Below are 20,663 nucleotides of genomic sequence, written 5' to 3' on the forward strand. Positions count from 1 at the left end.
CAATGCAGGCAGTGAAGATATTTGGGCAACTAAGTACGACAGCAATGGCAATCAGTTGTGGCTCAAGCAATTCGGGAGTCCTGAAGATGATTTCCGCCCAAACTTAGCACTTGATAGCGCTGGCAATCTCTACCTGACGGGAGAAACCAACGGCTCTTTGGGAGGCCCCAATGCAGGCAGTGAAGATATTTGGGCAACTAAGTACGACAGCAATGGCAATCAGTTGTGGCTCAAGCAATTCGGGACTGCTAAATCTGACTCCCCCTCAGACTTAGCAGTCGATAGCGCTGGTAATGTCTACCTCACGGGCTCAACCGAGGGCGCTTTGGGAGACACCAATGCAGGCGGTCAAGATATTTGGGCAACTAAGTACGACAGCAATGGCAACCAGTTGTGGCTGAAGCAATTCGGGACTGCTGAATCTGACTCCTCCTCAGAATTAGCACTCGATAGCGTTGGCCATCTCTATCTCACGGGACAAACTAATGGCGCTTTGGGAGGTCCCAATGCAGGCGGTCAAGATATTTGGATTGCTAAACTCGGCACAATCACAGAGGTAGTCACACTAACGCCGACGCCTAGTTTTACACCAACTCCTACAACAACAACAACGCCATCTGTCACACCGACACCAAAGCCGACATCAACTCCGACGCCATCTGTCACGCCAACGCCCACTCCGACAACAACACCAACGCCATCTGTCACGCCGACACCAACGCCGACATCAACGCCAACGCCATCTGTCACACCGACACTAACGCAGTCTAATTCTGATCCAATTATCGGTACTGATGGCGACGATATGCTTGCAGGCGATCGCAGCAACGATACCATCAGTGGCAAACAGGGAAATGATACTCTCAGTGATCTTGATGGCAATGATGGAATGTATGGTCATCAAGGAAATGATTTTCTCGAAGGTGGTAATGGGGATGATAGCCTTTACGGTGGCAAGGGCAATGATACTTTGCTTGGCAATAACGGTGAGGATGTTTTATTTGGCGATCGCGCTTCTGACAGTCTCATTGGCGGTGAAGGCAATGATACTCTCTACGGCGGTAAAGGAAATGATACCCTATTTGGCAGCTTGGGAAATGATTGTTTAATTGGAGGTTTGGGGAGCGATCGATTCCTCTTAGGACTTGATGTCGGAACGGATACCATTTTAGATTTTGAAGACGAGAAAGATTTACTCACACTTGCTAGCGGTATCACCTTCTCTCAATTAGCAATTACTCAAAGTAACAGTGCAACTTTAATCCAGTTTGTGCCAACAGGAGAAATCTTGGCATCTCTGAGTACGATATCGGCGAGTCAAATTAATGCTGCCGACTTCACTTTCCTCTAAAACATGACTTACCCATAAACTCTATCTGTAGGGTACATCTCGCTCTAACTTCTCAATTTTTGCTCACTTCCTCAAAAGACTCCGACCCCAAAGGACTCGGAATCCAACCTTGAATATTCTTGCGTTTCCCTAAAAGCGGCTGCGAATGTACGATCGGCAAACGCACAGCTTCCCCATGCAAAATCTCGCTAACTTCCGCATAAATTTTCGCCCTAGCTGCTTTATCCCCACTCGCCCTCCCCCGATCCAAAAGTTCCAGAACTTTCGGATTTTTCCAATTTCCCAAATCCGCCGTGGAACCCGGCCCGAAGTGAGGATAATAAAAATTGTCTGGATCGCCATAATCTCCCGTCCAACCCATCATAAAAGCTTGAAATCCCGGAGGCTTGAGCCGATCTGCTAAATAAGCAGACCAATCCTTTGTCAGCAATTTTACCCGAATCCCGATCGCGCTCAAATCCGCCGCCAAAGCCTCAGCGATCGGCTTCGGCGTGGGAAAATAGGGACGGCTGACGGGCATATACCACAAATCCAAATCAAAACCGTTCGGATAACCGGCTTTCGCGAGCATTGCTTTAGCTTGCTGCGGGTTAAATTCATAATCTTTAACTTTATCCGACCCCGCCCAATTCAGCGCAGGGGGGATAAATTGGGAATCATGTTTTCCGAGTTCTCCCCAGAAAGCTTGGACTATTGCTGGCTTGTTAATTGTTTGGGCGATCGCCCGCCTGACTTCGGGTTTTGACAAAGGTTCGTAACTCGGATTTAAGGCTAAATAACCGACATTAAAAGAAGGTCGCACAACAGCTTCTAAATTAGCATCTCCCTGAACTTCTTTCAATTGATCCGGCGTTAAATCCACAGTAAAATCAAGTTGTCCAGCTCGCAACTGAGCCAATCTCGCCGCCGGATCGTCAACAAAACGAACTACCAATTGATTGACTTTTGGTGTACCCGTTTTCCAATAATTCGGATTTTTCTCCAAAACTATGCGATCGCCCGATCGCCATTCCTGAAACACAAAAGGCCCCGTCCCCACCGCCAGCGACCCCGGAGTGCCGTATTTAGCACCCGCTTTTTTCACCGCCGCCGGACTCGCCATCCCGAAATAAGCGGAACCTATCGCCGACGGAAAAGCCGCAAAAGGTCGATTCAAAACAAATTTAATTGTAGACTTATCAACAACTGTCACATCTTTTACTAAAGAATCTTTTTCTCCCTTAAACCCGCCAAAAAAATCTTTCCAAATCGAATAATTCTTGCCCGCTTCTCGAAAACCGTTAGGATTTTTGGCATCCCACCAGCGATCCACATTAAACTTAACAGCTTCCGCGTCAAAATCCGTACCGTCGTGAAACTTTACCCCGGAACGCAACTTAAAAGTCCAAGTTTTACCATCTTTAGAACTTGACCATTCCGTAGCCAGACTCGGTTCAAGTTCCACAGTTCCCGGTTTGAAATCAGTCAAGCGATTGTAAATTTGGTCGATAACAATCACCGAATTGCCATCAGTAATATTTCCCGGTTCCAGATTTACCGGCGGCCCGCCCGCACCGTAAACTAAAGCCCCAGCCGGAACCGCAGCAGGAGTTGGCCCAGTTGGAGAATTATTGCTAACCGTGTTTGAAGGAGTGCCGCAATTTGATAAAATTACAGCCATCCCAAAAAATAAACCTAATAAAACTAAACGCCAGGATTTTAACAATCTCATTTCAATAGCTCCGGTTTAATAGTAAATTGTACTCATATCAATAAATTCTAATTTGCTCTTTCTCTCCCCTCTGTGGTCTCTGCGTTCTCTGCGGTTCATTTAGTAAATTCTATATTAACAACCCATCTAAATTAACAAACCAAATAGAGCACCCTGATGATATCATGCTGGATGGCAAAATCTCAACCCACACATTTACATTAGGTGACGCAACCAGCATGAAAGCCAACGTTTACGCCCCAGCTAGAGGGGTCATTCGATTTTAGATTTTAGATTGTAGATTTTAGATTTCCTCCATGAATCTGGGGGGAGCCTAAACATTCCTTTTGACACCCAAAATATTTTTGAATATCTGCCTATAACAACCCGATTCAGGATTCGCCAACATCAATATTTTTATCTTTCTCTGCGCCAAGAGCGCCCTCTGCGGTTCGTTGAAAAAAATTTACACTTCAAGCAATACGATGGCTATATGCGATCGCACCCACCCTACAAATCCAAACTTTCTTCACCAATACTTCCCAGTTCCCCGCTACCCAGCAACTCTTCCTCCTCTACCTCCTCGCTCCCAGAGTCGAAACTTTCTACTACAAACGGCAAACCAGCCGCCATCAAACCCCGTTGAATCAGTTCCGGCGTTTCCTCAAACAAAACAAATAGCGGATGAACAGCCTCAGCTTCATCGCTGTAAATATGTCTGTAGCGGTACGGCATCACCCATTCGTAACCTTTATCCAGCCAAACCTGAGACTGTCGCCAGCGGCCAAGCAACTCAGAAAACTCTTCGCCCGGACGATGAATGAAAATCAAAATTTCCACTCCAATTTTAACTTTCCATTCAGGATCGCACATCAAAATCGCCAAATCGCAGGGCAAACAAACTGCCTGTCCGGGCGATATGCTAGTGCCGCCGCTTCCCGCATAAGAAACCCCGTCCCGCAAGCGCGCAATTGGCAAAGGAATTGTGATTAAACTCTCATGGGCGCGGCGGATACTCGGAATCATTTCCATGTAAACCCGATATTTTTTCAGCAGGGCGATCGCGGCCGAAGATTCGCTGTACTCTGCTAGTAAAGTCTCGTAATGTGATTGTTTAACAGACATTTTCAAACCAAAGAATAAGTAATTACTAATTGCTGCTAATTGCTAATCGATCGCTTCTCGTTACTAGGAAGACCCCATTGGTGACAACTTAAGCTCAAGTTCCCCCCTTCGGGGAACTGGATATTGCCTCCAGACCTTAGTGTGTAACGCGAACAGCGATTGAAGCATTGATGGCCATGGGCTACCAATGTCTGGAGAATGCTTACAGCATTTTTATTTACAAGGTTGGAGCCATTTGCCGTCTCAAGATTAAGCCCGATACAATGCCTCTTTGTTATTTTATGCCGCTCACATGAAGTTCATGTGAGCCAAAAAGGTAATCTGGTATGTAAGGTGTGACTCTGGGAGTTCGCCTCAACTGAAGTGATCGCAGCGAGATTGCAAGAATTGCCGTCAATTCCCCAAGCTCAAGATCGCCATGCAGCAATCTTATAAATCATAAGATTGCTCATAAGTCAACCTAAAACCTAAATTTTTACAAAAATCGGCTAATTTTAAAGACTTGTTAAAGCAATGAGGGGTTGTACCCCCCAGGATTTAGAGTCAGATATTATAGATGCACCCTGATGGCTTTCCCGTTCCACAAGAACGGGATTTTTATTATTGGAAGGCCGGAGCGTTAAGTTTCACAATAGCTACTACAGATAAAATGACGTGGGGATGCCAAGATTAAAGATATAGCAGAGCTAAAGCTCAAACTAGGACGCCGATCTATCAAACCTCACCCCTAACTCTGCGAAATAACCCAAAGGCGGTAGCATAGTTTGGGAAACGGCATCAACTGAAGATGAACTTAGCGCCAGCAACAGTCCTGCAACAGGGCAAATACACAATTAACGCGACTTTAGGGATAGGAGGATTCGGCATCACTTACCGAGCTATCCACACCCATTTAAACCAAACCGTCGTACTCAAAACCCTCAACGAAAGTCTGCGCCAACACCCAGAATCTGCCCAATTTCAGCAGCAGTTTATTGCCGAAGCCCAACGCCTGTCGCGGTGTCAGCATTCCAACATAGTCAGGGTAATCGACTTTTTTGAAGAAGCCGGACAGTCTTTTATTGCAATGGACTACATTCCGGGCCAAACTCTCGCCCAAATAGTCGAAACCGATCAGCCGCTGCCAGAAGCCCAGGCCCTGCACTATATTCGGCAAATAGCCTCAGCCGTAAGTACAGTTCATCACAGCGGATTGCTGCACGGAGATATCAAGCCAGAAAATATTATCCGGCGAGCTGATTCTCACGTAGTAATGTTAATAGACTTCGGAATTCCCCGTGGCTTTACCGTCGGCACCAAACAAACCCACACTAACTTGCTCTCCCCCGGATACGCGCCGATCGAACAATACGTCTATGACGGTAAATGTACACCGGCCACTGACATCTACGCGATCGCAGCCACCCTCTACTACTTACTCTCCGGCGTGGCCCCCGTAGCTGCACCCCTGCGCGATCGCATTCCCTTGGCCGAGTTGCGGCAATTTCAGCCCAACCTCAGCCCGGGAATCGAGCGAGCCATTCTTCAAGGACTCGAAATCGACCCCCACAACCGCCCTCAGACAGTGGAAAATTGGCTCACCATGCTGCAAGAAACAGAGCGAGTATCAGTAAAAAGAAAAGGCAAGCAAAGTCTCAGATTGCCCGCACCTCCCCCGCCACAGTTGACTTTTGTGGCGTTTGTGGTAACGGCTGCAATTGCAGGCTGGATGGGTTTTGACCTAGCATCGCAGTACAACAGCACCAGTCTCAGCAATCGTCCCAAAAGTGAATCCTTCCCATCTCTCGAAGATTTGCTCAAATCCCGCGATTTGTCAGAGCCGATGTTCGGACAGCCGTCTGTCGAAAGCACCCCTCTCTACCCGATCGAACTCAACAAGCGTCCCAAACCCCCCTTAGACAGCAGCAACATTCCCGAACAGATCGACGAACCCTCAGAAACTAGCGCCGAACCTTCTGAGTCCCCAAGCCAGGAAACTCGCGCCCCAGAGCCCGAAGCGGAACCTGAGCCATCGCCGACGCCCGAGCCCGCAGAGGAGCCTTCTGAGTCTCCCATTCCAGAGCCTCAAACCGAAATCGAGCCATATCCCCAACCAGAAGCCGCACCAGTACCTGAAGTTGCGCCCCTGCCGCCAGATCCGCCCGCCACACCCGCCCCGCCTGCCCCTGAGAGTGCTAGCGCTGAAACCTTGCCGCCGTCGGAATCCCCGTCGCCAGTAATAGCCTCGCCGATCGAGCGATCGCCTGAGCCTGCGATACCGAGCCGCAGTGGCAACAATTCAGATAGTTCGATCGCACCTGATTCACCACCCCCTGTGGCAGATCCCACGATGCCTTTTCCCGAACCTGCGACAAATTAGTATGGTTTTTGTTGGTTCAAAGTGGGGACAAATACTTGGTTTTATGAGTCAGCAAATATCCGCTCAGTAGTTGAGATAATAAGGCCATACCTAACCAACGACTATCTTCCAAAAACTTCCGTCTAATCTGAAAATCCCAACAGTCGCCGTCTGAGTTTATCGAATATTTCCTATTCCCTCTGCAATCCAAATGCCCGCAAAAAAATGCAGGACTATGTTCTATTTTGATTTAAATTATGTTAGAATATGTGCGCGACGCTGAGGTGGTGTGATGTCGCGTATTAATACTGCCAAGCTGCAAACATTTTGGTACAAAGCAACCCAAACCTCGAATTTGAGCCAGTGTAAACGAGGCTTTTGGGCTAAGCCGGGGCGCGTTAGACTGTTCTAACTCTCAACAATCCCATCCCCGACAATGGGGTGTGAGTGTCAATTCCCCCAAACTTCCTTCCTTTGGGAGCAAGCATCATTGGGGACAAGCAAGTTATAATTTGTTGCGGAAGCGCACAGAGATTTTTTATGAGTAAACCCCCAGTTCATGCTTTTTTTGTAGGCAGAGCACTTGCCGAAGCATTGTACGAGCAATTAGAAAGCGCAGCAACCAACGCTTTCTCTGAACTCGGCAAATTTGACGCAGAACAAAGAGAACGCCTGCGGCAGTTCACAGATCGAGTTGTGGAGCGCGCCAATCGAGCTTCGGATGAGGCGATGCAGACCAGAACTGGCACTGTAAGCACCACCACCATTCAAGACATCCATCCTGCAGATTTGCAAGCGACTATTGACGAGCTGCGCGCCGAAGTGGCTCTGGTGCGATCGGAATTGCAGCGTTACCGCAGCAGTTTGCCATAGCGATCGATTCGACCGCAACTATTATTTACTACGTGAGCGCATGGCTTTGCGCTCCTACTTTCAATCAAAGCAACAACATAAAATAAGCAAGTTGGGAACCCAAGTGTCTGCTCTCATTGATGACTCTGTTAATCGCCATCGCTCCCCCAAGCACACTGGCGAAGCCGATGAGCCAAAAACTGCTAGTAAATCCTACAAAAGTAAAGCTTATCGCTGGAATCGCGAAAAATACTCCCGGAAGCGGCGCTTCTTCGACATTTGGGCCTTTGTTTTGCTCTGGCTGGCTTCGCTGTGGCTCGACAGCAAAAATTGGAGCTACTGGGGAGGCGTGACTGAAGAAAAGAAAGTTGCCAGACGGCGCTTTCAAGCTATCTGGGTTCGAGAAACACTCTTGGATTTGGGGCCAACTTTCATTAAAGTTGGGCAGTTATTTTCTACCCGCGCCGATTTGTTCCCGGCAGAGTTTGTCGAGGAACTTTCTAAGCTGCAAGATAAAGTGCCTGCTTTTAGCTACGAGCAGTTAGAGGTAATTGTTGAGCAAGATTTGGGCAAGACAGTTCAAGAACTCTACCGCAGCTTTGACCCAGTGCCCCTAGCTGCTGCAAGTCTGGGTCAGGTACACAAAGCTCAACTGCATTCGGGCCCGGAAGTGGTCGTCAAGGTGCAGCGACCGGGACTGCGGAAACTGTTCGAGATCGATTTGCAAATTCTTAAGGGAATTGCCCGCTACTTTCAAAACCATCCTAAGTGGGGCCGCGGCCGCGATTGGATGGGGATTTATGAGGAATGCTGTCGCATTCTGTGGCTGGAAATTGACTATCTCCATGAAGGCCGCAATGCTGATACTTTTCGGCGCAATTTTAGCAACTGTGACTGGGTGCGGGTGCCGAGGGTTTATTGGCGGTACGCGGCTCCGCGAGTGCTGACTTTGGAATACCTGCCGGGGATTAAAATCAGCCACTACGAAGCTTTGGAAGCGGCGGGTATCGATCGTAAATTAATCGCTCAGTTGGGCGCAAAAGCTTATTTGCGCCAGTTGCTCAACGACGGCTTTTTCCACGCTGACCCACACCCCGGCAACATCGCTGTTAGTGCTGACGGTTGTCTGATTTTCTACGATTTTGGCATGATGGGGCAAATCCAGTCGAACGTCCGCGAAGGACTGATGGAGACGCTCTACGGCATTGCTTCCAAGGATGGACAGCGGATTATGGATTCTCTGATCAATTTGGGAGCTTTGGTGCCTACGGGTGATATGAGTCCGGTGCGCCGCAGCATCCAGTATATGCTGGACAACTTCATGGACAAGCCTTTTGAAAATCAGTCTGTGAGCGCGATTACCGACGACCTTTACGATATTGCCTACAACCAACCTTTTCGCTTCCCAGCTACTTTTACTTTTGTAATGCGAGCTTTTTCCACAATCGAAGGGGTGGGCCGAGGTTTAGATCCCGAGTTCAACTTTATGGAGGTGGCACAACCTTTTGCCATGCAGCTTATGACTAATGGAAATGGCCATGATACAAGTAGCAGCATTTTTAACGAAATCGGCCGTCAGGCGGCTCAGGTGAGTTCGAGTGCTTTGGGTTTGCCCCGCCGGATTGAGGAGACTATTGATAAACTCGAACAGGGAGATTTGCGGATTCGCGTCCGTTCTGCAGAAACAGAGCGCTTGCTGCGCCGGATGAGCAGCGCTCAAATGGGCACGAATTATGCTTTGCTGATGAGTGCTTTTACTTTGTCGGCGACAATTTTGTTTGTTAGCAATCAAGTCTGGCCGGCTGTCGCTGTTGCCGTGCTGGCGGCGGGTGCAGGGTTTGCTATGCTGCGTTTGTTCAAGCGGATCGATCGTTTAGACAGGATGTCATAATTGTGCAATTTGCGATTTGAAATTTCAGGTTTGAGATTTCTCGCCAGCCCAAATTTGACATCGAATGTTAAGTTTTGGCTGGCTGACCACAAATTGCTGAAATTTACAGCATTTACGCCCTTTGAGGCTAAAAACCCAGTTGCTGCCTAGATTTGTGGCCAGCGAAACCTCTAATTTTGGGTAGAAATCGAGTTTTTTTTGCAGGTGCTGCTAAATTTACTGGATTTACCGAAATTTTAAGATGGGATGACCATCATACGATCTACAATATGAGGTCAAGGAAGTGCAATTTTTCCAAAACTCGCGATCGCGGGCTGCAGAATTTCAAGCCCGTTCGGGATTTAAGTTTTGGAATAAAAAATCGCACCCCATTAAATCAAGCTTTCAAGTTCGATGAGTCCAATCACCCAATCTATGAAACGCTCTTTCGCAGGTAAGACAGACACAGGGCTAGTTCGTTCCGTAAATCAGGATTCGTACTACATAGACTCTGACGGGCGATTTTTCATAGTGGCCGATGGAATGGGAGGACACGCCGGAGGTCAAGAAGCCAGCCGGATTGCGACTCAGGCGATTCAATCTTATTTGCTCGAACATTGGGAAGGGCCAGAGGATTCTCCGCTGTTGTTGGAAAAGGCTTTTTTAATTGCCAATCAAGCAATTTTGACGGATCAGCTCGACCACCCGGAGCGTGCTGATATGGGAACTACGGCTGTGGTTCTAATGTTTAGGGATGAGGGCAGACCCTGGTGCGCTAATATCGGTGACTCTCGCTTGTATCGGCTACACGGCTCTCGCTTGGAGCAGATTACTGAAGACCAGACTTGGGTGGCTCAGGCTGTGAAAAGAAAGGCTCTAACTCCTGATCAGGCTCGCACTCATCCTTGGCGTCACGTTTTATCCCAGTGTTTGGGTCGCGATGATTTGCGGGAGATAGATATTTTGCCGGTGGACGTGCAGCCTGGGGATCGCTTGCTGCTCTGCAGCGATGGCTTGACTGAAGAACTTTCGGATCCTTTGATAGCTTCGCCTCTGAAGTCGATTCGCGCCTGCGAGGGCGCTGCAACTGCTTTAATTCAAGCAGCTAAAGATAAAGGTGGACGCGATAATATTACAGTGGTGATCGTGACGATCGACCTCAAATAATATTCGATCGCCCGATCGCACCCAATTATCTAAAATTGAACAATCTAAAATCTAAAATCTAAAATCTAAAATTGAATGACCCGTGTTATCGGTTTGATCAGCGGCACGTCGGTGGATGGCATTGATGCTGCTTTGGTGGATGTGGTCGGTTCCCAAACAGACTTGAAAGTGCAATTGGTTGCCGGCAAGACTTTCCCTTATCCTGCTAATTTGCGATCGCAAATTCTCTCGGTTTGCAGTGGCTCAGCTTTGTCAATGGCTGAACTAGCAGAATTAGATGATGCCATCGCCCAAGAATTTGCCACTGCGGCATTGACAATTCAAGCAGAATATGATAAAGCGGAATTAATCGGCTCTCACGGTCAAACCGTCTACCACCGACCTACTGGGAAAGCCCAGAAAGACAGCGCAGGTGCGTTAATGGGCTACAGCTTGCAACTCGGGCGGGGCGCGCTAATTGCGGAATTGACAGGAATTACTACTGTGAGTAACTTTCGATCGGCAGACATTGCTGCAGGGGGTCAAGGAGCACCCTTAGTGTCCATAGTTGATGCCTGCCTGCTGGCGGAACCCAACATCAGCCTCTGCATCCAAAATCTGGGCGGAATTGGCAATGTTACCTATCTTCCGGCAAGAGGAAAAGGGGGAAACAATGACGAGTCTGAGATTTTCAGTCTTGGGGATGGCATATCGGGCTGGGATACAGGCCCGGCGAATTCCCTGTTAGATTTGGCAGTGCAGCACTTCTCAGGCGGCACTAAGACGATCGACGAAGGTGGAGCTTGGGCGGCATCGGGAACTCCCTGTCAAGCTTTAGTCGAGGATTGGCTCGCATCAGAGTTCTTCCGTCAAGCACCGCCGAAATCAACGGGGCGAGAGCTATTTGGTGTAGACTATTTTGACAGGTGTTTGGTCGAGGCCGAAGGTTACAACCTCAGTCCTGCTGACGTGCTGGCTACTCTGACAGAACTGACTGTTGCCTCGATCGTTCACAGTTACCAAACTTTTTTACCGGCTATGCCCGATCGAGTTTTACTATGCGGGGGCGGCAGCCACAATCTCTACTTAAAACGCCGATTGCAATCTCAATTGCATCCAGTGCAAGTGTTGACTACTTCTGAGGCAGGCTTGAATGTAGATTTTAAAGAGGCGATCGCTTTCGCGGTTTTAGCCGCATGGCGGGTTCGGGGCATTCCCGGCAATCTGCCTCAAGTTACTGGTGCCCGGACACCGGTACTTTTAGGAGAAATTAACTCTTGTTGGCACAGTTGGGCGTGATAGCATAGAGTCTGAGGGACAACGGCTGTGCGTTGTTGCACCAGCATTGTAGCCAGCAGGAAAAGCATAGGAACAGCACTGTGGCTCACACGTTTTTAATGGAATCTGGCCAATGGACGCTCGAAGGAAGCTGGATTGAGCGCAATGGCGTGCCAATTACGGTTAAAGGCAAAACTTTAGTGAGCTGGAACCGAACAGATTGGTTCAGTATGGTGACAAAGCTCGTATTTCCTGGAGGCGATCGCGAAGAGATTATTTTGCAGTACCGAGGACACCTCAACAGCGATGAACGGCAGTATACTTTTGTACTCCAACACAGCGAACTCGCCCGCGTTGAGGGCGAAGGTTGGATTGCTCCCCAGTCGATCGTCCAGCGTTATTGGGTATTGGGAGACGAACGCCAGCGGCGGACGGGTTTTGATACCCTTCACCGGGTTGATGACAACCGCTACTACCAATCTAGCGGCATCATGTCTGGTCATTACTTGACGAGTACAATGGAGGCGACTCTGGAACGTCAGCCGGAATAACTCTTTCTAGAGTCCACAGTTGCCAGTTCTAGGGATTGATGTGAAAACTGAAGGTTTTGCTAGTCGGAGGTCGCGCTCAGATGTCCGACTAGGGCCATTGTTGTCAAACCTCATCCGCTGCAAATAAACACAAATATATTTAATTTGTTAAAAATTTTAGTTGGTTAAAAAATTAACACTTACTTATTATTAATAGTTATCCAATTTTCGAGTTGAGGCGCGATAAATTATCTTTGCACTCTCCAGTGGTGTCGAGCGACAAACTGCTGAGTTCGACTCCCCAATTCGAGTGAACTCCACAAAGAAACTTTCCAATTTTCCTCAAGTCTCTACACAGGTCTTCTAACTTCTGCCTTCGAGTGACGCCCCATCACCCCCAACTCCTTTCCGCCTGAGGGAAGTGAGTAAGAGACGGAGGTCGCCGACTGCGACTCTTGGTTACTCAACACCTGGGTTAGGTTCTAAACCCCAGTGGTGTTTCAGAAAATGGCGGTACATGGTTTCTCGTAGCATCATTTGCTCGTAAAGCTTGACCAAAAACTCCTGAGCTTGTTCGCGGCTCATGTCACTTACCTGTGTTTTGAAGGAACACAGGCTAAATTGCTGTTCCAAAGACAATTCTGCTGGTTGGCTCATGACTTTGACTCCTCTGTAAGTAAAGGTGACTTAAAAGTGAACACCTGGATTAACCAGATTTGTAAGTTGTTTCAGCGATCGACCGTTGGTTTCGGGATGCCCGATTGCCCATTTGGCTTTCGTCTATATTACAAAAGGTAACAATTATTTGACAAAATTACCATCTGTCCTAAGAAATACCTTATTTAGGGATAGAGATGGCGAGATGTCTGCAAAAGTTCCTTCCGCAGGCATATACAAGTGTATCTACTTGTCAAGAGAAAAAAGGCTCAGTACGAACCAAAAGAATTGAAGCCGTTTATACCAAATCCGGCGGAGATTCTCAAAGGCGGGGGGAGAAGGGGAGATGAGGAGAGGGGGAGATGAGGAGAGGGGGAGATGAGGAGAGGGGGAGATGAGGAGAGGGGGAGATTGAAAGATGAGGATATCAGGAGAGGGGGAGATGAGGAGAGCGGAAGAGCGGGAGATGAGGAAATTGGGAAAATTTCTATTTCTCTATTTCTCTGTTCTCCCTTCTTCCTTCTTCCTTCTCCCTTCTTTCTTCTTCCGACGGACATCCGTTACATCCGTTACACAATCCGTTGCCGAACCTTATTCCTTGTCACTAATTCGAGACCCCGCCATCCTGCGGTGGAATGGCGATTCCGGGTCTTGAATTAGGAGCAGCGGGTGCAGGCGAAACAGGAGGAATACCCAAATTGGCCCCAGAGTTGTTAGGCTGCCCTGGAGCCGGGAGAGGAGATTGAAACTGATTTGGATTGAACTGCTGCTGCCCTGGAGCCGGGAGAGGGGATTGAAACTGATTTGGATTGAACTGTTGCTGCCCTGGAGCCACAGGAGAAGGAAGAGGTTGACCGGAATTGCCCATCGCAGGTGCCGCAGGAATGCCAGAATTGGGAAGCGAGGTATTGGGCAATGGGGAGGAAGCCGAACTAGGAAGAGTTGCCAGGGCAACTCGATCGCCCCCTACCTCTCTCAATTTGTCTAAAACCTCGACAACTTTGGCATATCTAGCATTTTGAGGAGCGTACAGTACCATCAACCCCGTAGGATTTTGGCTTTGGAAACTCTTTAAAACTCGATCGAGCTGTTGGTAATTAACAGGCAATTGATCGATATAAGTTTGCCCGAAATCGTCAATGCTGACAATCAGCATCTCTCGCATCTGCGTTTGTCCAGTCTTTGCTTTAGGCAAATCGACATTAATGGCTTGCTGGCGAGTCAGTTGCAAAGCCGCCAGCAGAAAAAACGTCAGAATGCAAAAGATCACGTCAATTAAAGGCACCAGCTCAATCCGTGCCTCTTCAGCAGGAGTATCTAGATTAATCTTCATCAGTTCTCAGAAGTTTTAATTATTAGAAGGTGAATCTTCAGCCGGATCGGAACCTTTCAATTTCGGCTCCCGATTCCGTTCTCCCGATTCTTGAGAATTGAGAGAACGCCTGTTCAAACCCTCTGCACCAAAAGAAGAATTGCTGTATTCTGCACCGGGCGATCGACCTTTAGCATTAGCTGCCGGCCAGTATTGTCTGTAAAGCAATTCGAGTTCATTTCCAGCTTTGCGAAATATTTTTGCCTGGTTGAACAAAAAAGCTTGAAATATCCGATAAAACGCCAAGGTAAAAATTGCTACTACCATCCCAGTAGCAGTCGTGATCAGCGCCTCGCTAATCCCCAAAGTCACACCAGTTGTTGCCGCCGTGCCGATGTCGCCCAGACGGATAGAACTCAGGGAGTTAATCAAGCCCAGAACTGTTCCCAGCAAGCCCAACAAAGGGGCGAGAGCGATCGTAGCTTCTAAGATTTTGTCACCGCGACGCATCGAAGCCAACTCTTCATCGGCTGCAGCTTCGAGTGCGAGTCGAAATAAATCTGGTTCGGGATTGTAGAGCCGCAGGGGTGCAGAAAGAAATCGCCCGATCGGCTGTCGGTTAGCTTGTCTTGCCATCTCGTTAGCCGCCCCCCAATCGCTGCGAGCCGCTTCCAGAATGCGGTTAACAATCTGCTTTTCTTTGCTCAGAAGGCTTGCCCAAAACCACAAGCGCTCGATAATTGTACTCAAAGATAGAATCGATAACACCAACAGGGGCCACATGGCGGGGCCGCCTTTTTGAAACAGTTCTTGAATATTCACAATATTTTTGCTCCTGCAGTACCCGCTAACTTTTGCTTCTGTTCTACTTTTTTTAACAAATCTAAGGCCATTTAATTTTAGCTATTAATGTACTCAGGACTTACGCCCTCGCCACTAAAGACATTGGCTGCATGGGAACGGGGTCCGAGGACTGCAACCTCTATATTTTCCTCGCTCGAACCCAGTTTCGGGGTAAGTCTGGGTACTGTTTTCTAGCGCCTGCCGGCCATGGGCGGCGACTTCCTCACAATTCCTCTAAGTCTTGACACATATCTTGGAGTGACTGGTGTTGAAGACGGCGGGAAGAGCGGCGATATTTTTTAGTTTGCAGCTTCGGTTCGTAATGCTGCGTACCATCCGACTTGGTTTGCTGCTTCAAACTCGATTCGGCGCTGCTGGAGTTTTGCAGAGCTTGTTGGCGGACGATCGCCTCTTCGAGAAACTGCAAGTAATACTCATAGCGCTCCCAAGCGCCCCGCACGACACAGTTAGGCTCGTCTCGGTGCGAACAGTCGCTAAACTGGCAGCTACCCAAAGCCAGCCTCTGGCGCGCTTCTGGGAAATATTCCGCTAATTCTGAGGGATCGCATTCGAGAGCCGGCTGATTAAAGCCCGGAGTATCTGCCAAAAGTCCGCCGCCGGGGAGTTCAAATAGTTCGACGTGGCGAGTAGTATGGCGCCCGCGGCCGAGTTTGCCGGAAACAGCGTTCACTCGTAGGTTCAGCGCCGGGATCAGTTGGTTGATCAAGCTGGACTTGCCAACCCCAGAAGGGCCACAAATTACCGTTATTTTTCCTTGCAGGTGGTCTAGAAGCAAGTTCGGCAACGGGCTATGTACGGGGTTTAACGGATGTAACGGCTTGATCGAATTTGGAACTTGGGGGTTGTCCTCAGAACTCAGCAGAGATGGCTCTATTTTCTCCACTAAGTCATAGAAAGCTGGTTCCGATTCAGAAACTTCCTTTTGACCATTAGCGGGGGCTTCCTGAACTCCTGCACCGCTGCGGACACTAATAAACATTGGTTCGTAGCCCCAGCCTGAAAGCCGATCGCGCCACTGTTCCAACTCTTGGGGCGTGACCAAATCGCATTTGTTCAGGCACAAACTCACCTCTAAACCTGTAGATTCGGCCTTGACTAAAAACCGAGTTAATGATGCGGGATCTAAGTCGGGTTCGGCGAGGGCAAAAACCAGGAGAATGCGATCGGCATTAGCTACAGGCGGGCGGTTGAGTTCTGTTTGGCGCGGGAAGACTTCAGAAATTGCACCTCGGCGGTCAGTCCAGTCCGGTTCGTCTACCACCACGCGATCGCCCACCATCACCTGTTGACCAATTTTTTTCAGTCGAGTGCGACGAGTGCACAGGAGAATCGGAGAATCAGCGAGGGGAGCATTTTTCCCATCAATGGAGACTTCGGGATCTAACCTCACTTGGTAGAAGTTAGCCTGAACAGCAATTACAGTACCGACGATCGAGGGTGAATTCAGGCTCATCCCGCTTCCTTGTCTTCTGGGCGCTGCACTTTCATTGAAAAAAATCCCGACTCCGGCTCATCCGCGACAAATTGCGTTTCCAGAATCTGGTAGCCTTCCATTTTGAGACTATCAGGTACTTGTTCGATCGGCTCCCCAGCATCCAGCCACACCTCCAAAACAGCACCCGGTGCCATTTGCTCCAAGCGCAGTTTAGTGCGGACAAAATTCAGAGGACACGGAGTACCCCGCAGATCGATTTTGGCATCTGGGAATTTGGGATTTTCAATTTTCGATGTTGAATTCATAATGCTTTTTGCAATCTCAAATCCTGAAAGCCTTACTTTTTTAAACAAATTGCCTGGAAACTGGAGAATCTAAAATTTTCTTTCCAATTGGACACAGACTATTATTCTTTCTGAAAAAAGTGAGCGCAATTGCGCTCACTTTTTTGAGCGCTGCTGAAACGCAATGCCCAGGAAGCGTCCCACCTGAGATTTTTGTGAGCAATTGCACACAATTTTTTGACAGATACTAGAACAAGTGGCCTGGGAATCCTGAAACAGGAAAATTTGACACCAATTGGTGTCAAAAATTGCTTATTTCTGAAACAAATTACCCAGAAATCCTTCCAAGCCGCCTTTACCGGTACGATCGCCCTTCAGCTTAGCAAGCTGCATCAGCAATTCCCGTTCTTCAGCCGTCACCTTAGTCGGAATATCAATAGACACCGTAATCAAATGATCGCCGCGACTGACTGGATTTCCCAACCGAGGCACCCCTTTTTTCTCAAGAGTCAGAACAGTATTCGCCTGAGTTCCGCTAGGAATCAACAATTCCGTCGGCCCGTCTACGGTTTCTACTTCCAATCGGCACCCTAAAATTGCTTGCAAATAACTAATCTTAACTTCCGAGCTAACGTTAGTACCCTCGCGTTTAAATAGCGGGTCTTCATTCACCGCCAAAAACACGTAAAGATCCCCGGGCGGCCCGCCCAGTTTGCCGGCATCCCCTTCATTGGAAACGCGCAAGCGAGTACCGTTGTCAACCCCAGCCGGAATTGTGATTTTCAGCTTTTTCATCACTTCTTTCTGGCCTCGGCCGCCGCAAGTTTCGCACTTGTCCTCAATCACTTGCCCGGTGCCGTTGCAAGTAGGGCAAACTGAAACTTGAGTAAAGCTGCCGAAAGGAGTGCGAGTAGCGCGTCGGACTTGACCACTGCCGGTACAAGTCGAGCAAGTTTGGGGTCGGGTTCCCGGTTTCGCGCCAGTCCCGGTGCAAGTTTCGCAGGTTTCTAGATGCTTGATGCGGAGTTCTTTTTCCCCACCAAACACTGCTTCCCGAAAATCCAGCCGCAAATCCAGGCGCAAATCGTCTCCGCGCACCGGCCCGCTGCGCCTGCGACCTTGCTGTTGTTGGCCGACACCTCCCTGAAAGCCCTGAAAGAAGCTTTCAAAAATATCGGCAAAGCTGTCACCAAAGTCTTGGAACCCAGGTGCGCCTGCACCACTCACGCCTGCTTCGCCGAAACGATCGAAACGGGCGCGAGTTTCGGGTTCTGAGAGTACCTCGTAGGCGCGGTTAATTTCTTTAAACCGCTCCTCGGCACCGGGTTCTTTGTTGACATCTGGATGGTACTTGCGAGCTAGGCGGCGGTAAGCACGCTTAATTTCTTCTTTGTCTGCGCTGCGAGAAACGCCTAATATTTCATAGTAATCACCGGCCATAGAGCTGCTTGCCTGGAGGTAAATAACAAAAAGTGTACGAAAAAGAAACGGGCGACCTTTCCTGAAATTACAGATTAAAAATCAAAAATTCTCATTGTTAATTTTTAACTTTTAATTTTTAGTTTTTCAGTTTTAAAGGAAAGGATTCATATCATCAACTTCTGGTTCGGGAACCTTCTGTTTTTGTTTTGACTGTGGACTTGACTGTGGATTTGGCTGTGGACTTGACTGTCGTTTTGACTGTCGTTCCGGCTTTGGTTCCGACTTTGATTCCGGCTTTGATTCCGGCTTTGGTTCCGGCTTTGGTTCCGGCTTTGGTGTCGGCGGAGCTTGGGGCGCCACCAGCAGCTCTTCTTTCAGCAAAATACTGTCGTCGTCCGCTTTAACCTCTTCTGGTTCTGATGATTCTACTTCTGACATCATCTCGCTTTCAACAACAGCTCCTGACGGGGCTACCCCGCTGCGGGCTTGGTCGTAGACTGCGGTCCCCAGCGAGTATAGCAGTTGCTTGAAAGATTCGATTGCGGGCGTGAGTTCCTCGATTGTGATGTCGGGGTTAGTCATCGCTGCCCGCAAGGCTGCTGCGGCTGTTTCCGCTTCTGCCTTGAGCTCGTCACTCAGCAGTTGCGCGTTGGTTTTTAAAGTTACACCACAATTATAGACGAGGGAGTCAGCTTGATTTTTGAGTTCGACGAGTAGAGCGCGCTTGATGTCCTCGTCGGCGTAAAGTTCGGCTTCTTGTCGCATCCGCTCGACTTCGGTTTCGCTCAATCCCCCTGTATTGGAAATTTGGATGCTTTGTTCTTTTCCGGTTCCCTTGTCTTCAGCAGCCACTTTGAGAATCCCGTTGGCATCGATTTCAAAGGTAACTTCGATTTGAGGTACGCCGCGGGGGGCTGGGGGAATACCTTTGAGCAGGAACTTGCCGAGACTTTTATTGTCTTTAACCAATGCCCGCTCGCCTTGGAGTACGTGAATTTCTACCGAGGTTTGCCCGTCTGCCGCCGTGCTGTACATTTGCGATCGGCTGGTGGGAATAGTTGTATTGCGCTCGATAACTTTGGTGAATACCCCGCCCAAGGTTTCGAGTCCCAGGGAGAGCGGCGTCACATCGAGCAGCAGCAAGTCTTTGACTTCACCACCCAACACCCCGGCTTGAATTGCCGCGCCTACCGCTACAGCTTCGTCGGGATTGACCGATTTATCGGGAGAAACGCCCCCAAAATACTTGCTAATTGCCTTTTGAACTGCCGGAATCCGGGTTGAGCCTCCCACTAAAATAATTCTGTCTATGTCTTTGGGGGTCAAACTTGCGTCTTTGAGGGCTTGAGTCACCGGATCGATCGTCGCTTGCACCAAATGAGCCACCAGTTTTTCAAACTGAGCTTTGGAGAGTTCCATTTCCAAATGCTTCGGCCCTTTTTCGTCAGAAGAGATGAAAGGCAGATTGATTGAGGTGGATTCCCGGTTGGAGAGTTCGATTTTCGCTTTTTCGGCAGCTTCTCGGAGGCGCTGCAAAGCCATTTTGTCTTGTGAGAGGTCACTGCCTTCTTGAGTCCGGAAAGCTTCTACGAGCCACTGGACTATGCAGTCGTCAAAGTCATCTCCTCCCAGATGGTTGTTACCGGAGGTGGCGTTGACTTCAAAAATTCCGTCTCCCAGTTGCAGGATAGAAACGTCGAAAGTACCGCCGCCCAGGTCAAATACCAAGATTTTCTGTTCTATATTTTGCTTGTCGAGCCCGTAGGAAAGGGCTGCCGCCGTCGGTTCGTTGACGATCCGCAAGACTTCTAGGCCCGCGATCGTACCGGCGTCTTTAGTAGCTTGCCGTTGGGCGTCTGTGAAGTAGGCTGGCACTGTAATCACGGCTTGGGTAACAGTTTGTCCCAAATAAGCTTCAGCATCTTGCTTGAGCTTTTGGAGTACCATTGCCGAGATTTCTTGGGGAGTGTGAACCTTGTTCCGAATTTGGACGTTAACGGTATCGTCTTTGCCTTTTATACAGGTATAGGGAGTCCGCGCTCGTTCTTCTTCCGTGTCGTCCCACCGCCGTCCGATAAATCGTTTGATACTGTAGACAGTATTTACAGCATTAGTTACAGCTTGCCGCTTGGCTAGTTGACCTACTAAGCGATCGCCCGCCTTGCCGAATCCTACTATACTCGGAGTTGTACGGCCGCCCTCGGAATTGGCGATCACGACGGGTTTACCGCCCTCTAACACAGCTACGCAACTGTTAGTTGTGCCTAAGTCAATTCCAATAATTTTTCCCATAGCGCCTCATAAAACTTTGTGGGATGTTTGGAAATCTCCAACTACAGGTTGGGAGATGAAAAACGACTCAGCTTGTTTAAACAAGCATTCCCAGACTAGATTTGTAGGAAATAAACTTGATGTCCTAAAGCAGTATCAAAGACTGCTAAAAACATTTTTCAGAATTTTTGGATAAAGCGCTGACCTGCTTTTAGTCATCTTTAATTAAAAAGAAGTT

16 protein-coding genes are annotated in these 20,663 nt (G+C 48.7%); 7 read left to right on the forward strand and 9 right to left on the reverse strand.

Going from position 1 to position 20,663, the window contains the following annotated elements:
* The coding region (locus tag QUA34_RS11840) for an SBBP repeat-containing protein (protein ID WP_333386770.1) at positions 1–1,351 on the forward strand (1,351 nt) is incomplete at its 5' end.
* A gap of 52 nt (positions 1,352–1,403) precedes the next feature.
* Here the strand turns inward: QUA34_RS11840 and QUA34_RS11845 are convergent.
* Both QUA34_RS11845 and QUA34_RS11850 read right to left on the reverse strand, forming a co-directional pair.
* Positions 1,404–3,062 (reverse strand): ABC transporter substrate-binding protein, encoded by a 1,659-nt coding sequence (locus QUA34_RS11845; RefSeq protein ID WP_333386773.1) that lies wholly within the window; start codon positions 3,060–3,062, stop codon positions 1,404–1,406.
* Positions 3,063–3,551: 489 nt separating this feature from the next.
* Positions 3,552–4,166 (reverse strand): hypothetical protein, encoded by a 615-nt coding sequence (locus QUA34_RS11850; protein WP_333326076.1) that lies wholly within the window; start codon positions 4,164–4,166, stop codon positions 3,552–3,554.
* A 787-nt stretch (positions 4,167–4,953) separates the two neighbouring features.
* Between QUA34_RS11850 and QUA34_RS11855 the strand changes: the two genes are divergently transcribed.
* From QUA34_RS11855 to QUA34_RS11880, 6 genes are all read left to right on the forward strand, one after another.
* On the forward strand, positions 4,954–6,525 hold the full coding sequence (locus QUA34_RS11855; RefSeq protein ID WP_333386775.1) for a serine/threonine-protein kinase: 1,572 nt from the start codon (positions 4,954–4,956) through the stop codon (positions 6,523–6,525).
* Between the two features lie 519 nt (positions 6,526–7,044).
* Positions 7,045–7,377 (forward strand): DUF6825 family protein, encoded by a 333-nt coding sequence (locus QUA34_RS11860; RefSeq protein WP_333326080.1) that lies wholly within the window; start codon positions 7,045–7,047, stop codon positions 7,375–7,377.
* A gap of 103 nt (positions 7,378–7,480) precedes the next feature.
* Entirely contained in the window at positions 7,481–9,247 is a 1,767-nt protein-coding gene (locus QUA34_RS11865; protein WP_333386778.1) for an AarF/ABC1/UbiB kinase family protein, read from the forward strand.
* Positions 9,248–9,661: 414 nt separating this feature from the next.
* Positions 9,662–10,393 (forward strand): PP2C family serine/threonine-protein phosphatase, encoded by a 732-nt coding sequence (locus QUA34_RS11870; protein WP_333386846.1) that lies wholly within the window; start codon positions 9,662–9,664, stop codon positions 10,391–10,393.
* Positions 10,394–10,468: 75 nt separating this feature from the next.
* The gene (locus tag QUA34_RS11875) at positions 10,469–11,671 is read left to right on the forward strand and encodes an anhydro-N-acetylmuramic acid kinase (protein ID WP_333386780.1); all 1,203 of its coding nucleotides are present in this window, start codon (positions 10,469–10,471) and stop codon (positions 11,669–11,671) included.
* Positions 11,672–11,751: 80 nt separating this feature from the next.
* The gene (locus QUA34_RS11880) at positions 11,752–12,201 is read left to right on the forward strand and encodes a hypothetical protein (RefSeq protein ID WP_333042233.1); all 450 of its coding nucleotides are present in this window, start codon (positions 11,752–11,754) and stop codon (positions 12,199–12,201) included.
* Between the two features lie 438 nt (positions 12,202–12,639).
* On the opposite strand, the gene QUA34_RS11885 is transcribed toward QUA34_RS11880, so the two are convergent.
* The 7 genes from QUA34_RS11885 to dnaK all read right to left on the reverse strand — a co-directional run bounded on the left by QUA34_RS11885 (position 12,640) and on the right by dnaK (position 20,446).
* Positions 12,640–12,837 carry an NblA/ycf18 family protein gene (locus QUA34_RS11885; protein ID WP_006635253.1) on the reverse strand — a complete coding sequence of 66 codons (198 nt, stop codon included), beginning with the start codon at positions 12,835–12,837 and terminating at the stop codon, positions 12,640–12,642.
* A 604-nt stretch (positions 12,838–13,441) separates the two neighbouring features.
* Complete coding sequence (locus QUA34_RS11890; protein ID WP_333386783.1) at positions 13,442–14,170, reverse strand: biopolymer transporter ExbD; 729 nt, start codon at positions 14,168–14,170, stop codon at positions 13,442–13,444.
* 15 nt (positions 14,171–14,185) lie between these two features.
* Positions 14,186–14,971 (reverse strand): MotA/TolQ/ExbB proton channel family protein, encoded by a 786-nt coding sequence (locus QUA34_RS11895; RefSeq protein WP_333386786.1) that lies wholly within the window; start codon positions 14,969–14,971, stop codon positions 14,186–14,188.
* Between the two features lie 244 nt (positions 14,972–15,215).
* On the reverse strand, positions 15,216–16,466 hold the full coding sequence (gene rsgA / locus QUA34_RS11900; protein ID WP_333386789.1) for a ribosome small subunit-dependent GTPase A: 1,251 nt from the start codon (positions 16,464–16,466) through the stop codon (positions 15,216–15,218).
* Positions 16,463–16,753: a sulfurtransferase TusA family protein gene (locus QUA34_RS11905; protein WP_333386792.1), complete on the reverse strand. Its 291-nt coding sequence runs from the start codon at positions 16,751–16,753 to the stop codon at positions 16,463–16,465. Before QUA34_RS11905 ends, rsgA begins: the two co-directional genes overlap by 4 nt.
* A gap of 291 nt (positions 16,754–17,044) precedes the next feature.
* Complete coding sequence (gene dnaJ, locus QUA34_RS11910) at positions 17,045–18,172, reverse strand: molecular chaperone DnaJ (RefSeq protein ID WP_333386795.1); 1,128 nt, start codon at positions 18,170–18,172, stop codon at positions 17,045–17,047.
* Positions 18,173–18,304: 132 nt separating this feature from the next.
* Complete coding sequence (dnaK, locus tag QUA34_RS11915; RefSeq protein WP_333386798.1) at positions 18,305–20,446, reverse strand: molecular chaperone DnaK; 2,142 nt, start codon at positions 20,444–20,446, stop codon at positions 18,305–18,307.
* Between the last annotated feature and the right edge of the window lie 217 nt (positions 20,447–20,663).

Source organism: Microcoleus sp. POL10_C6 (assembly GCF_036701585.1).
Lineage (GTDB): Bacteria > Cyanobacteriota > Cyanobacteriia > Cyanobacteriales > Microcoleaceae > Microcoleus.

Excerpts from the sequence above, each read along its gene's own strand:
- QUA34_RS11845 (WP_333386773.1), bottom strand. The coding sequence starts at position 3,062 with ATGAGATTGTTAAAATCCTGGCGTTTAGTTTTATTAGGTTTATTTTTT.
- QUA34_RS11850 (WP_333326076.1), bottom strand. The coding sequence starts at position 4,166 with ATGTCTGTTAAACAATCACATTACGAGACTTTACTAGCAGAGTACAGC.
- QUA34_RS11855 (WP_333386775.1), top strand. The coding sequence starts at position 4,954 with ATGAACTTAGCGCCAGCAACAGTCCTGCAACAGGGCAAATACACAATT.
- QUA34_RS11860 (WP_333326080.1), top strand. The coding sequence starts at position 7,045 with ATGAGTAAACCCCCAGTTCATGCTTTTTTTGTAGGCAGAGCACTTGCC.
- QUA34_RS11870 (WP_333386846.1), top strand. The coding sequence starts at position 9,662 with ATGAAACGCTCTTTCGCAGGTAAGACAGACACAGGGCTAGTTCGTTCC.
- QUA34_RS11875 (WP_333386780.1), top strand. The coding sequence starts at position 10,469 with ATGACCCGTGTTATCGGTTTGATCAGCGGCACGTCGGTGGATGGCATT.
- QUA34_RS11885 (WP_006635253.1), bottom strand. The coding sequence starts at position 12,837 with ATGAGCCAACCAGCAGAATTGTCTTTGGAACAGCAATTTAGCCTGTGT.
- QUA34_RS11890 (WP_333386783.1), bottom strand. The coding sequence starts at position 14,170 with ATGAAGATTAATCTAGATACTCCTGCTGAAGAGGCACGGATTGAGCTG.
- rsgA (WP_333386789.1), bottom strand. The coding sequence starts at position 16,466 with ATGAGCCTGAATTCACCCTCGATCGTCGGTACTGTAATTGCTGTTCAG.
- QUA34_RS11905 (WP_333386792.1), bottom strand. The coding sequence starts at position 16,753 with ATGAATTCAACATCGAAAATTGAAAATCCCAAATTCCCAGATGCCAAA.
- dnaJ (WP_333386795.1), bottom strand. The coding sequence starts at position 18,172 with ATGGCCGGTGATTACTATGAAATATTAGGCGTTTCTCGCAGCGCAGAC.
- dnaK (WP_333386798.1), bottom strand. The coding sequence starts at position 20,446 with ATGGGAAAAATTATTGGAATTGACTTAGGCACAACTAACAGTTGCGTA.